Origin of the sequence: Parabacteroides sp. AM17-47 (assembly GCF_003434625.1) — a bacterium.
Classification (GTDB): domain Bacteria; phylum Bacteroidota; class Bacteroidia; order Bacteroidales; family Tannerellaceae; genus Parabacteroides; species Parabacteroides distasonis.
In genome coordinates, this window is the sequence record NZ_QTLI01000007.1 from 177,174 (window position 1) to 191,350 (window position 14,177).

Annotated in this window: 13 protein-coding genes; 8 read left to right on the top strand and 5 right to left on the bottom strand. The window is 45.9% G+C overall.

The window, feature by feature from the left end; genetic code table 11:
• Positions 1 to 42 precede the first annotated feature (42 nt).
• On the top strand, positions 43 to 1,305 hold the full coding sequence (locus DW205_RS07390) for an ABC transporter permease (RefSeq protein ID WP_005864786.1): 1,263 nt from the start codon (positions 43 to 45) through the stop codon (positions 1,303 to 1,305).
• 98 nt (positions 1,306 to 1,403) lie between these two features.
• On the opposite strand, the gene DW205_RS07395 is transcribed toward DW205_RS07390, so the two are convergent.
• Both DW205_RS07395 and DW205_RS07400 read right to left on the bottom strand, forming a co-directional pair.
• Complete coding sequence (locus DW205_RS07395; protein WP_005854688.1) at positions 1,404 to 1,961, bottom strand: phosphatase PAP2 family protein; 558 nt, start codon at positions 1,959 to 1,961, stop codon at positions 1,404 to 1,406.
• 4 nt (positions 1,962 to 1,965) lie between these two features.
• Positions 1,966 to 2,343: a diacylglycerol kinase family protein gene (locus tag DW205_RS07400; RefSeq protein WP_005864789.1), complete on the bottom strand. Its 378-nt coding sequence runs from the start codon at positions 2,341 to 2,343 to the stop codon at positions 1,966 to 1,968.
• 218 nt (positions 2,344 to 2,561) lie between these two features.
• On the opposite strand from DW205_RS07400, the gene DW205_RS07405 reads away from it, so the two are divergent.
• From DW205_RS07405 to DW205_RS07430, 6 genes are all read left to right on the top strand, one after another.
• Entirely contained in the window at positions 2,562 to 3,602 is a 1,041-nt protein-coding gene (locus DW205_RS07405; protein ID WP_008778169.1) for a sensor histidine kinase, read from the top strand.
• Position 3,603: 1 nt separating this feature from the next.
• On the top strand, positions 3,604 to 4,308 hold the full coding sequence (locus DW205_RS07410) for a LytTR family DNA-binding domain-containing protein (RefSeq protein ID WP_005864793.1): 705 nt from the start codon (positions 3,604 to 3,606) through the stop codon (positions 4,306 to 4,308).
• Between the two features lie 125 nt (positions 4,309 to 4,433).
• Positions 4,434 to 5,915, top strand: a complete 1,482-nt coding sequence (locus tag DW205_RS07415; RefSeq protein WP_005864795.1) for a TolC family protein — start codon at positions 4,434 to 4,436, stop codon at positions 5,913 to 5,915.
• Positions 5,916 to 5,927: 12 nt separating this feature from the next.
• Complete coding sequence (locus DW205_RS07420) at positions 5,928 to 7,298, top strand: sigma-54 dependent transcriptional regulator (protein WP_005864797.1); 1,371 nt, start codon at positions 5,928 to 5,930, stop codon at positions 7,296 to 7,298.
• Positions 7,299 to 7,310: 12 nt separating this feature from the next.
• Entirely contained in the window at positions 7,311 to 8,612 is a 1,302-nt protein-coding gene (locus DW205_RS07425) for a PAS domain-containing sensor histidine kinase (RefSeq protein WP_005864800.1), read from the top strand.
• Between the two features lie 312 nt (positions 8,613 to 8,924).
• A complete protein-coding gene (locus DW205_RS07430; protein ID WP_121963072.1) occupies positions 8,925 to 9,317 on the top strand; it encodes a Dabb family protein in 393 nt (130 codons plus the stop codon).
• Positions 9,318 to 9,382: 65 nt separating this feature from the next.
• On the opposite strand, the gene DW205_RS07435 is transcribed toward DW205_RS07430, so the two are convergent.
• Both DW205_RS07435 and DW205_RS07440 read right to left on the bottom strand, forming a co-directional pair.
• Positions 9,383 to 10,480 carry a phosphotransferase enzyme family protein gene (locus DW205_RS07435; RefSeq protein WP_005854705.1) on the bottom strand — a complete coding sequence of 366 codons (1,098 nt, stop codon included), beginning with the start codon at positions 10,478 to 10,480 and terminating at the stop codon, positions 9,383 to 9,385.
• A gap of 89 nt (positions 10,481 to 10,569) precedes the next feature.
• Positions 10,570 to 10,824, bottom strand: a complete 255-nt coding sequence (locus tag DW205_RS07440; protein WP_005854707.1) for a type B 50S ribosomal protein L31 — start codon at positions 10,822 to 10,824, stop codon at positions 10,570 to 10,572.
• 223 nt (positions 10,825 to 11,047) lie between these two features.
• Here DW205_RS07440 and DW205_RS07445 point away from each other — a divergent pair, with 223 nt between their 5' ends.
• Positions 11,048 to 12,046: a class II fructose-bisphosphate aldolase gene (locus tag DW205_RS07445; protein ID WP_005854709.1), complete on the top strand. Its 999-nt coding sequence runs from the start codon at positions 11,048 to 11,050 to the stop codon at positions 12,044 to 12,046.
• A gap of 70 nt (positions 12,047 to 12,116) precedes the next feature.
• Here the strand turns inward: DW205_RS07445 and DW205_RS07450 are convergent, their stop codons facing one another.
• Entirely contained in the window at positions 12,117 to 14,123 is a 2,007-nt protein-coding gene (locus DW205_RS07450; RefSeq protein WP_005864803.1) for a hypothetical protein, read from the bottom strand.
• Positions 14,124 to 14,177: the final 54 nt, after the last annotated feature.

Genomic DNA, 14,177 nt, shown 5'->3' on the forward strand with positions numbered 1-14,177 from the left:
CTCCCGCGTTGGATGATAGCTATACTAAAATAATAGAAAGATATGATACAACATTTATTACAATTGATCTGGAACCAGCGCAAGCAAAACGCTTGGTTGTGGGCTGAGTTATTGCTGGTCTCGGTCTTCCTTTGGTTCCTTGTGGACTACCTGTATGTGATGGGGCGCACGTATACGGCTCCTCTGGGCTTCGATATCCGGCATACGTACAGCATCGTGATCAGCAGCCTCTCGGAAAGAAGCCCGGATTATATCCCGAAGGAGAAGCGGGAGCGGCCGGATGGTGTTCATCTGCTGACGGCGTTGGATCGCATCCGCACCTATCCCGGCGTGGAATCGGCCTGCCTTACGGATGGGGGGATGCCTTATTATATGGGAAGCCGTAACCTCGTTTGGCGGATTGATACGTTGCAGGTGCCCTGCCGCTATGCTTTCGTCACCCCGGAGTTCTTCGACGTGTTCCGTATCTATGATAAGGACGGCAAGACGGCTTCCTTGAAACGGGCCATCGAGGATAACAACTCCATCGTAATCTCCGCCGACGTGGAGACGATGAATCCCGGCCTTTCCCTACTCGGGCAAAAGGCGTACCGGGGGAATGTGACCGACGAGATCGAGGAGACGATCCGTGGTATCAGCGTCCCCATCCGCCGTCATGAGTACACCAAGGCGGAACCCAACGTCTATAGGGCCCTGCGGCTAAGCCGGATGGAGGAAGGATACTATGAGGGGATGATAGATGCCGTGCGACTCTGCGTACGTGTCCGTCCGGATGTCGATAATGCTGATTTCCCCGCACGCTTCCGCAAGGATATGGCCGAACAGCTTCGGCTAGGCAACCTCTATCTGCTAGACGTACAGCCCTTGTCATATATTCGCAACGGTTATATCCGTTCGATCGGCGTAGAGAACGAGGTGAAAACCCGTGTGGCGGTAGCCTGCTTCCTATTGGCGAATATATTCCTCGGCATCATCGGTACCTTCTGGTTCCGTACGGAATATCGCAAAGGCGAGATGGGGCTTAGGATGGCCTTAGGCTCTACCCGCCGTCAGTTGAACTCGATCATGGTGGGAGAGGGTGTCCTATTGCTGGTCTTGGCGTTCATCCCGTCCTTACTCATCAGCTTCAACATCGCCCATATGGATTTGATAGATACCTATCAGCTTCCGTTCACGTGGCTGCGCTTTGCGATTTGCGGAGGGATTACGTTTGTCTTGATCGTCCTCATGATCATCTGTGGCGTATGGTATCCCGCCCGCTCGACAGCCCGCTTGGAGCCAGCGGAGGCGTTGCATTATGAATAAGAGTTAACTTACATATTTCACACATACACACAATTGAAAGCCCGGTCTTGTAGTGATACATGGCCGGGCTGTTTTCGTGCTTGGCAAAAATCCGCGAGTTAAAACGTCATTGACGCATATACCCCATAATGCCCGTCTCCCGCTACCGGGCTGATAGACAGGTTATGTTTCTTCGCGAACGGACGGGTAAAGATATAGGCGCTACCGGCGCCGATAACGGCTCCCGCCGCCACGTCCCACCAATCATGCTTCTTTCCATAGACCCGGCTCCAACCCACGTAGGTAGACACGGCATAAGCCGGAATACCCCATTTCCATCCATAACGCCTTTGGATAAAAGCGGCTCCCGCGAAGGATACGGAGGTATGCATGGATGGGAACGAATGATTATCGCTGAAGTCGGGCCGCTCTTTCTTCACTAGGTATTTCAGCGCATAGGTTACGCCCAATGTCGTAACCCCGGTGAATACGCCTTGTTTCAGCCCTTGCCAGTCTTGGGTTGCCAATACGGTTGCTAGACTCGCCACCGGAGTGATAAACACCAATACGTCTCCCGAGGTCCGTACGGCTTTCCGGCTACCGGTCACCTTCAATTCTTGTCCGTTAACGGACAGGCATAGCATGAGCATTGTAATTGCGAAAAGGATATGTCTCATAGATTTAAAATATAGTTGCTATTTTAGGTATAAAAATGACGAACCCGACGATCGCTGCCGCTATCGCCATCAATAATACAGCTCCCGCCGCCAAGTCTTTCGTTCGCTTGATAGCCTCATTATACTCAGGGGAGACCAAATCTGCTAGGGCCTCGATGGATGAATTGACCGCCTCGGCAGCTAATACCGCCCCGATCACGATCGTTACTGCGATCCATTCCATGCGGGAAAGTCCAAATACCATTCCGGCGATAAGTACGCAAACTGCCGCGAAACAATGGATCCAAGCGTTATGCTCCTTCGTGATCAATAGCTTGATTCCGTTGAAAGCGAATTTAAAGCTTCTGGCTCTCTTTCGAAATGTGAAACCGTCATTCTTCATTTTTATAGCATCTCTTATTGAGGAGGGCAAATATAGGTATTTTTTGCCTTTATCGCATATCCTGACGAACAAACAGGATATTCACCTTTCATATTCCGCAATTCGTCAAGATTATTTGTTGGTTTTTATCTGGAACGATAACTTCGTTGATTAAAAAAGTGCCCGTGATACGAGCATAGATCAAAGTAAAAGAATAAATTTATGGCTTGAAATCAGATATGAAGATAAAATATAACTTTCTAAGTCCGTTGCTAATGGCGATATTGGCGATCTGTTGCCTGTGGATTGTTACGGATGTCGCTTATGGTGTCCGCATGTGGGAACTGGGAGTGGACGCATGGATCGGGCGTATCAAGGCCCTTGCTATTATATTGATCGGCGTTAGCTTATCTTATTTGTTTTTTAATTACTTGGCTAATACTTTTTTAGATAGGAATAAAGAGCGGAGGTCCCGCCCGGTGTTCCGGGAATATCTATGGGTGGTCTTGTTTAATTTAGTCGTGCTCAATATCGGCTTATATATCGTGATCTATTCTATAAATGGAACGACCTATCGGTGGGGAGAGGCGTTAATGATCAATGCGGTAGCTGTGCCGATCTTTCTCCTATACTATTTCTTGATCCGTAATAATATATTAGCCAAACGCTATTCGGAGAAAATCGTCCAATTGGAGAAAATGAAAGTAGATCAATTGGAAACCCAATTAAAGTTGCTGAAGATGCAATACCATCCCCATTTCCTGTTTAATGCCTTGAATACGATCTATTTCTTGATTGATGAGGAAAATGAGGAAGCGATTGAGGCTGTAGAGTTACTTTCGGACTTACTCCGTTATCAATTATATGATATAAATACGAAAGTGACGATCGAAGAGGAGATTGATTATTTGCGAACATATATTCAATTCCAGCGACTTCGTATGACGAAACGCTTACAGTTCGAGGAGTCCTTTGACCCGGAATTGACCGGACAAAAAATACATCCGTTGCTTTTCCTTCCATTATTGGAGAATGCGTTTAAATATGTGGGCGAAGCGTATTGGATACAAGTATCTATGCGGAAAGAGAGGTCAAAGGTCTGCTTTGGAGTAAGCAATACTTTCAATCCGGACTCCTTGGAACAAAGAAAGGGGAAAGGCATTGGGATCGACAATCTGAGAAAACGATTGGAGCTATTGTACCCGGATAAACATGAGCTACGTATAAAAAAAGACAATACCCGTTTTAGGGTTGAGTTATGTATTGATTTATCAGAATAATATGGAAATAAAGTGTATCATAACGGATGATGAGCCAATCGCCAGAAAAGGACTTCGGCGACACATCGGTAAAATTGATTTTCTGACCATCGTCGGAGAATGTGAGGACGCTATACAACTCAATAATATGCTGAATTCGGTTCAAGCGGATTTGCTTTTTCTGGATATAGAGATGCCGGATATGTCTGGACTGGACTTTTTGGAGAGTGCTCAGAACGCTCCTAAGGTAATTATCACCTCGGCATACGAGCGGTATGCGTTGAGAGGATATGAGTTTGACGTGGTGGACTATTTATTGAAACCAATCTCTTTTTCCCGTTTCCTGAAATCGGTCAATAAAGCACATGCGTTGATGGAATCTACATCGAAAAGCGAGGAGCCTGCTTATATCTTTGTCAAGACGGAGAAGCAACTTAAAAGGCTTTATTTAAAGGAGATTCAATTTATAGAGGGCATGGAGAACTATATTGTTATCCATACCCTCACTTCCAAAGAGATCGTTCATCTCCGGTTGAAGAGTATATTGGAAACGTTGCCGGCACAAATTTTTATGCAAGTGCACCGCTCTTTCATCGTGAATCTTTCTTATGTACAAGCGATAGAAGGAAATCTATTAATCATTGGGGAGCATAAAATACCGGTGTCGCGCCCTTTACGGGAAGAGGTCTATAAATCGATCGTCAATAATCAACTCATTCAAAGATAAGTATCCAAAAACGGACACACTGTTCATTATCGAACACTTTAAATATTTCTATTTGTCGGATTATCAATAGTATATGTTTTTGGCATGCCTTTTGCTTTAGGCAGGATAAAAAAACTTATACTAAGATGAGAAGGATCTATATAGCGATGTGTTGTCTGTGGGCGGGGATTTCGGGAGTATGTGCCCAAGACAATACGAATAAAGTTCGAATAACCCTGCGGCAAGCGATCCAGATCGCACAGCTTCAATCCGTAGACGCTGCCGTGGCGCTCAATGAGTTGCGAACGGCCTATTGGGAATTCCGTACGCATCGGGCGGATCAGTTGCCGGAAGTGATATTTACGGGGACTCTGCCTTCATATAGCAAGCAATACTCGAAGTACCAGCAATCGGATGGTTCTTATACCTATGTGCAAAACAATGCCTTAGGCTTAAATGGAGAGATCTCTATCGCCCAGAACATAGCCTTGACCGGAGGTAAGATCGCCTTGAATACCTCTTTGGATTTTACCCGTCAGCTAGGTAGTGGCGCTTACAACGAGTTTATGAGCGTACCTGTTAGTTTGACATTGACGCAACCGATCTTCGGCGTGAATGACCAAAAATGGAAACGTCGTATCGAGCCTGTTCGTTACCAAGAGGCTAAGGCCGCTTATATGGAGAACGTGGAGAATGTAACGATCGCTACCATCACGAATTACTTCAACTTACTGTTGGCGGAAGATAATCTGGATATCTGTAATCAGAACTTGTTGAACGCCAATAAACTCTATGACATAGCGGTAGCGAAGCGTAAGATCGGGCATATCTCGGAGAGCGAGTTGATGCGTTTGAAACAGTCGGCCTTGCAAGCGAAAGGTAAGCTAACCGAGGCTCAATCCAATTATAACGCGATGATGTTCAAGCTCCGTTCCTTTTTAGGGATGAGCGAGCAAGACGTGATCGAGCCTGTTCTTCCCGAGGCGATAGAAGGGGTCCGTATGGATTATCAGGCGGTATTGGAGAAGGCTCAAGAAAATAACTCATTCTCAAAGAATATCATGCGCCGCCAGTTGGAAGCGGATTATGATGTGGCGACCGCCAAGGGAAACCGTCGAAGTATTAACCTGTTTGCCTCCGTGGGTTATACCGGTAAGGATATGTCCATGCGAGGAGCTTACAACCCGTTGAAAGATAACCAGATCGTAGAGGTCGGGCTTTCTATTCCTATCTTGGACTGGGGAAAACGGAAGGGAAAGGTAAAAGTAGCCGAATCGAATCGGGATGTCGTACTTTCCAAGATCCGTCAGGAGCAAATGGATTTTAATCAAGATATCTTCCTCTTGGTGGAGAATTTCAATAATCAAGCCGCTCAATTGGAGATAGCCGCCGAGGTGGACACGTTGGCGGAAAAGCGTTACAAGACCTCGATCGAGACTTTCATGATCGGAAAGATCGATATCCTAGACTTGAATGACGCCCAGAGTTCGAAGGATGATGCGAAGCAAAAGCATATCCAAGAACTGTATTATTATTGGCGCTATTTTTATAACATCCGTAGTATAACATTGTATGATTTCTTGAATAATCGTACATTAGATGCCGATTTCGAGGAAATCGTGAAATGATAAATTGATTATATGATACTGATAATAGATGATGACGCGGCTGTTCGTTCCTCGCTTACGTTCCTGCTAAAACGTGCGGGTTTCCGGCCGGAGGCGGTTCCGGGGCCGAAGGAGGCCTTGGAGGTAGTCCGTACCACGGCGCCGGAGCTGATCTTGATGGATATGAACTTCACGCTGACTACCACGGGCGAGGAGGGGATTCAATTATTGAGACAGGTGAAGATCTTTCGTCCTGATGTACCCGTGATCTTGATGACCGCTTGGGGATCGATCTCTTTGGCCGTGCAGGGAATGCAAGCCGGAGCCTTCGATTTTATCACGAAGCCTTGGAATAACTTGGTATTATTAAAATCGATCCGGACCGCCTTGGAACTGAGCGAGCAGAAGAAGGAGGCAAACGCTCCCTTGAACCGTTCGGATGCCGATCATAAATTTCATTTTGATAAGATCGTGGGGCAAAGTGCCGCTTTGATGGATGTCTTGGGGACGGTCTCGCGTATCGCTCCGACAAACGCCTCTGTTTTGATTACCGGCGAGAGCGGTACGGGTAAAGAGCTGATAGCGGAAGCGATCCATGCGAATAGCCCCCGGTCGAAAGAGGCTTTCGTAAAGGTAAACCTAGGCGGACTATCCCAGAGTCTTTTTGAAAGCGAGATGTTCGGACATAAGAAGGGGGCTTTTACGGACGCATACATGGATCGGGTAGGACGTTTCGAGATGGCGAACAAAGGTACGATCTTCTTGGATGAGATCGGCGATTTAGAACTGTCTTGCCAAGTAAAGCTACTTCGGGTATTGCAAGACCAGACCTTTGAGGTCTTGGGGGATAGCCGCCCCCGGAAGGTGGATATACGGGTCGTAAGCGCTACGAACCGGGATTTACGATCGATGGTGGCGGACCGTACGTTCCGTGAGGATCTTTTTTACCGGATCAATTTGATCACGGTACATTTACCAGCCTTGCGTGAGCGAAGGGAGGATATCCCATTGCTGGCTCGGTATTTCGCGGATAAGCAATCGGAGGTCAATGGGCTACCGAGGGTGGAGTTCTCATCGGATGCCCAGACCTATTTAAGCCGTCTTCCTTTTCCCGGTAATATCCGTGAGTTGAAGAACTTGGTGGAGCGGACGATCCTTGTGTCGGGTAAGACGCTTTTGGATGCCGCTGATTTCGAGGTTCATTGCATGAATACATCCGGCTCTAAATCAACGATTCCGTCTTCTTTGGAGGGCCTGACCTTGGATGAGTTGGAGAAGCAAACCATCTTACGCTCCTTGGAAGCGCATGGAGGGAATTTATCGCATGTCGCTACGGCGCTGGGAATCAGTCGTGCCGCCTTGTACCGGAGATTAGAGAAATACGGAATCCCGATCGATAAATAAGAAGAGGCAAGGATGAGGCTGAAAGGACTATTCTGGATATTGACGACGCTGCTGTTGACTATATTGGCGGTGGTGACTTATTATGTCTTTTATACGTCTTCTATCCGGATGTTTTTCGCGGTAGAAGCCTTGGTCTTGCTTACGATCATCTATTTATTTGTCTTTTATCGCCGTATCATAAAGCCCTTGCATATCATCGGTAACGGTATGGAGTTATTGAAAGAGCAAGACTTTAGTTCCCGCTTGGGAAAGGTCGGGCAAACGGAGGCGGACCGGGTGGTCGATGTGTTTAATAAGATGATGGAGCAGTTGAAGAATGAGCGTTTGCACCTCCGGGAGCAAAACCATTTCTTGGACTTGCTGGTCAACGCCTCTCCGATGGGAGTGATCATCTTGAACTTGGATGAGGAGATTCTATCCATGAACCCGGCCGCATGTAAATTGTTTGGCGCGCAAAGCTCGGAGGATATGGTGGGAAAACGTTTTCTTCAACTAGATTCTCCCTTGGCGGAAGAATTGGTACGGGTTCCGATGTATCAAGCGCAAACCGTCCGGTTGAACGACGCTAATATTTATAAATGTACGCATTCTTCATTCGTGGACCGGGGCTTTCACCACCAGTTTTATTTGATAGAGACGTTGACCCAAGAGGTGTTCAAGGCCGAGAAGAAAGCGTATGAGAAAGTGATACGTATGATCTCTCATGAGGTGAATAATACGACCGCGGGTATCACCTCTACCTTGGATACGTTGGAGTCTACTTTCAGCGGGATGGAAGATATGGAGGATGTCTGCGAGGTTTTGCGGGTCTCCATAGAACGCTGCTATAGCATGAGCCATTTCATCACCAATTTCGCAGATGTGGTGCGTATACCCGAACCCCAAAGTCGTCCGCAAGAATTGAACCAAGTGGTGTCCGCTTGTAAACGCTTTATGGAGACGGTTTGCCAGAACCGGAATATCGAGATTGTTATGGATCTGAGCGAGGAATCTCCAGTCGTGAATTTGGATAATTCATTATTCGAGCAAGTCTTGGTCAATATTATCAAGAATGCCGCCGAATCCATCGAGCGGGATGGAAAGATTTATATCCGGACGACTGTGCGTCCCACCTGCTTGGAGATAGCCGATACGGGCAAGGGCATCGACAAGGAAACGGAAACTAAACTATTCAGTCCGTTCTTCTCTACGAAACCGAACGGACAAGGTATCGGCTTGATCTTTATCCGTGAGGTACTGTTAAAACATGATTGCCGATTCTCTCTCCGCTCTTACGCGGATGGATTGACAAGGTTTAAGATTTGGTTTAGTTGAAATAATCCCTTTATGGTTTGAGGTTTTTCCCTTGTAGGCTAAGGCTGTATCCTTACAGGTGTTAGCCTTTTTGTCTGCTTGTATTCATCATGCAACAGCCGTTGCATGATCATCTACCAACTGTTGCACGATCTTCTACCAGCCGTTGCATGATCGTCCAACAGTTGATAGATGATGGATGTCTCTAGAGGAAAAGTCTAAAGATAGGGATGGAAAGGACTAAAGGATACGGAGGTTTTGGGCAAGCTGTACTGGATTTTATACTATCTTTGGGCCGTATAACAAAGCAATAGAAATCTAATCTTGAATATCATGAAGAAAGTAGTATCTGTATTATTTATCCTTGCGATTATCGTATTTCCTGTATTAATGGTAAGCTATTCGAGTGATCAAAAGCCGGAGAAAGTTCTTCGCCATGTTGTTATGTTCGGTTTTAAGCCGGATGTGTCTGAGGCGCAGGTGAAAGAGGTTGAGGATGCCTTTTGTAAGTTGCCTTCTCAAATCGACTTGATCAAAGGATATGAGTGGGGAACGGATTGTAGTCCGGAGGGATTGCAACAGGGCTTGACTCATTGCTTTTTCTTGACTTTTCATTCGGATGCGGATCGGGACGCCTATTTGGTACATCCGGCGCATAAAGCATTTGGCAAGGTGTTAGGAGGGAAGGCATCGGCGGTTACGGTGTTGGATTATTGGACGAAATAAAAAGAATGGGCGGGATGAATCAATGAGTCACCCCGCCCGTTTTTATATTCCTTAGTTACTTTATATTATAACCATTGATTCATGAACTGATCCATCTCTTCCGCATGGGCTTCCAGACTTTGAAGTAGCTTGAATTGAGCTTTTGTGCGGATTAAGTTATGTTTCGGGCTATGGATCTTGTAATAGGTATCGCCGTTGATATAATCGGTTAAGAAACGAACGGTCTGCATATAAGTCAATAAGCGTCCACCGTAAGGTAGCAATTTGATCTCGGTAGGAGTTAAGAACGCCTTGGCCTTTTCCATGTATCCACGGGTATAGGCTTTGAATATCTCCATGTTAACGTTTACGTTATCCAGATTCTCATCGTCCTCGGCACCCGTATTGGCTCCGGTACGGATAAAGTCGCCGATATCGGAAAGAACGAAGCCCGGCATTACGGTATCCAAGTCGATCACGCAAAGCACCTTGTCGCTATCAGCGTCAAACATCATATTGTTAACTTTTGTATCGCAATGGTTCGTGCGTTTCTTCAATTGGCCCTCACGGTACAGGCGTTCTTGGATGCACATCGCTTCGGCACGTTTCTCGATCTCCTCTACCAAATCTTTCACCTCTTCCAACCGGCCTGCCGGATTAGCGGCTACAGCCTCATGGAATTGTCGCAAGCGGAACTCCATATTATGGAAATCCGGGATGGTCTCGCCCAGCGTACCCTCGGGTATATCGGACAACATGGTCTGGAAATCACCGAACGCTTTGCCAGCCTCATAAGAAAGCTCAGGAGTTACTTCCTCATAGCTTTTGCTGCGAGGGATGAATAGGCATACCCGCCAATAACTATCTCCATCGAAATAATATTTTTTCCCGTCTTTAGTCGGCAAGAAGGTTAATACCTTACGGTCGATATCCGTTTCACCTTTTTCCTCCAGCTTCTTGCGGATATGAGTGGTAACCACATGGATGTTATTTTGCAGCATATCCACATTGGTGAAGATTAAATGGTTGATACGCTGTAGCACGTATTTGATCTCCCCTTTCTCGTTGGTCACTTTCAATGTATCATTAATGTGTCCGTTTCCGAATGGTTCAGCGGAAACTACTTTCTCGTCCAACTGGAACTGATCCAAGATGTTTAGTAATTGTTCTTTCGTTTTTGCCATGATATTTCATTATGTTAACTCCCGCGAAGATACAAAAAAAGGCCACGATACAAATCGTGACCTTTTTTTATTTCTTAAAGAAAGAAATCTTATTTCTTGTTACGGTTACCATAACGGCTCATGAACTTATCAACACGTCCGGCTGTATCGACCAACTTAGACTTACCAGTGTAGAACGGGTGAGAAGTGTTAGAGATCTCGACCTTTACCAACGGATAAGTTACGCCGTCGATCTCGATCGTCTCTTTAGCGTTAATAGTAGAACGAGTGATGAATACATCATCGTTTGACATGTCCTTAAATACTACAGGACGATAATTTTCAGGATGAATACCTTTTTTCATTGCTTTATTATCTATTTTAATTTATACTCTGTATATATTTGGTAACCGGTATTTTGGCTTGCAAAGGTAAGGGTTTGCCACAAACAAACAAAGAAAATCGTATTATTTTTTTCAAGAGCGTTGATTTTGTGTTATTTTATATGCTTTGAAGCATCATTTGTCGTGAATCTTGATTATCTTTGTGCAAGTTTTTAATCATTAACGTAATAACATAATAACAACTATGGTAAATTACAAAGATTTGGGCTTGGTGAACACAAAAGAAATGTTCGCTAAGGCTATCAAGGGCGGATATGCTATTCCTGCTTTCAACTTCAATAACATGGAACAGATGCAGGCTATCATCAAGGCTGCTGTAGAGACAAAATCTCCGGTTATTTTGCAAGTTTCAAAGGGCGCTCGCCAGTACGCAAACGCTACTTTGCTTCGTTACATGGCACAGGGTGCTGTTGAATATGCTAAGGAATTAGGTTGCCCGAATCCTCAGATCGTTCTTCACTTAGACCATGGTGATACGTTTGAGACTTGCAAGAGCTGTATCGACTCTGGCTTCTCATCTGTAATGATCGACGGTTCTCACCTTCCTTATGAAGAGAACATCGCTTTGACTAAGAAAGTTGTTGAGTACGCTCATCAATTCGATGTAACTGTAGAAGGCGAGCTTGGTGTATTGGCAGGTGTTGAGGATGAGGTTTCTTCAGACCACCACACTTATACCAATCCTGAGGAAGTTATCGACTTCGCTACTCGTACGGGCTGCGATTCTTTGGCTATCTCAATCGGTACTTCTCACGGTGCTTATAAGTTCACTCCGGAGCAATGTACGATCGACCCTGTTACAGGTAAGATGGTTCCTCCTCCATTGGCATTCGACGTTTTGGACGCTGTTATGGAGAAACTTCCGGGATTCCCTATCGTTCTTCACGGTTCTTCTTCTGTTCCTCAGGAAGAGGTTGAGACTATCAACAAATTCGGTGGCGCTTTGAAGGCTGCTATCGGTATTCCTGAAGAGTGGTTGCGTAAGGCTGCTAAATCTTCTGTATGTAAGATCAATATCGACTCAGACTCTCGTTTGGCGATGACTGCCGCTATCCGCAAGACTTTCGCTGAGAAACCGGCTGAATTCGATCCTCGTAAATATCTGGGCCCGGCTCGTGATAACATGGAGAAACTTTACAAACACAAGATTATCAACGTTCTTGGTTCTAACGACAAGTTATAATCGGAAGTTTCTTGATATAAATAAAGAAAGCCATCTCGGTATCGGGATGGCTTTTCTTTTAGTCTGTAGTTTAGTCTTTTAATACCTTACGGAGTGCTTCCAACATCGGATCTACGGTAAGATCGTTGCCGGTAGCTTGCTTGATCCACACATTCGGGGTGAGGCGGCCTTGCTTGAAGATACGGCTAACCTCATTTGCGAAATCCTTGCCGTTGAGGTAGTTCTCAAGTTGGAACTCGATAATCTGTCCGAAAGCGTAGGCGGAAAGGTAGAGCGGATAACCGATCATATGGGAGTAAATCGCTAGGACGGTCTCGTCTTTCACACCGAATACCGGAGCGTAATACTTATTCCAGATTTCCTTGGAAAGACGGATCACGGCCTCCTGCAATTCCCCGGCGGTAGCGTTAGGATGTGCGTACATCCATTTCCATACGGAGATATCCAGCATGGAAACACCGCAAATCTCATACATGCTCCATATCTTATCCAAGATATCCATCTTTTCTTTTTCCGGATTCTCGTCTTTTATGCCCAGTAACTCAAGGTCTCTTTTCTGGAAGACAAAGGCCAGCGCTTCGGTGAAAGCCGTATTGGGAACTCCGTTGAGCATATAATAATCGACATCATATAATGAGATCGTTTGCTCTACGTTGTGCCCAAACTCATGGATGGCGATATTATATCCTTTGTAATCCATCCCTTGTGAAGGAATACGGGTACGTAAACGGGAACGCTGGCCTTTCATGGAGGCTCCCCACGCATGACCGGAACCACGGGCGGGATCGACTGCGATCTTATCCGCCAGATATTGGGCACGATCGGGGCTGAATCCTAGTTTCTGTAAGATTTCCGGTAGCTTCTTTTCCATCGTTACCGCATCGGGATACAGGGTACGGGTTTGCTCGTTTAGCTTGTTCTCGTCCAGATTGCTACGGGCCTTGAAGCCATCGTACCATATATCGTAGGCTTCCAGTTTGCGTCCGAGGCGTTTGGAGATGATTTTCCCCACTTCCTTTAGTTCGGGGGCGGAAAGGAACTGATCGAACAGGGCTTCTACATCGTTGACATCTATTTCCATATCTTCCGTGAACTTACGGTCTATATAAGTGTTTCCCGTATATTTGTCTATACGCTGCATGGCGTTGAAATTATTCAACATTTTCTGATAGCGGGCCGGGCTTTCAGGGGTACCTTCTAGTTCATTTCCAGCTTGGGATAACGTATTGGCGTACGGGTTCCATTCGTAACGATCCGAGTTGATCACCTCTTTCGGGATTTCTTGCGAGATGATTCGCTTCATGACCTCATATACCATCCGTTGTTTTTCCAATCCCTCTTTTCCTTTGTTATAATTGGCCTTGATCTCGTCGCGAAGGTTCCAATGGCAAAGTAAGCGCATGTCGGAGGGGAAAATGGTTTTTCCTTTAGGAGTTAGTAAATGCCCCATATAGATATTATAATCTGCGATGTAAATATCTGCGTCACTTTCCGTATCTGCGGCGGCTTGCTTTACTTCCGCCGGTATCCGTTCCGTAAACATATCGCCCAGACGGGCGTAGGCCCATGCTTTACGGTCATCACCTAACGCCTCTTTCTCCTTGAGAGTAAGTTGGGGAAAGTTGAGGGCGATGATGAAGCCGATCTTGTTGGCGTATAGATCGTCCATTAGGTGGGAACTGGGGCTGTAGGACCCGAATTTCTCGTCGATGGCGTGTAGAGGTCCGGTATCTAGGTTCAAATTGCGTTGCAGACAGAGTACCATCTCGTTGAAATTGCCATTGATACCTTCAAGATACTCGCTGATCTTGAGGAAAACTTGGTCTTTTTCGGCGGGATCGGATAGATAATTCTCCCGGCAGAAGGTTTGAAACGCTTGCTCATCCCCATCGGAGGTTTGCCAGAGGCGGGCTACTTGCTCGACACCCTTCGTGATTCCTGCTTGATTCTTAGCGTCCTTGGCTATTAGCTCGTCTATCGTAGCTTTTACGATAGAAGGCTGGATGCTGGCTTGCCCTTGCATAAAGCCAAAGGCACAGGCCAGTAACATACAAATACGTACGACTTGCTTTCTCATGGTATGTTTGTATAAAGTTATTTAAAACAAATGTATGAATAATATTCGTATCTT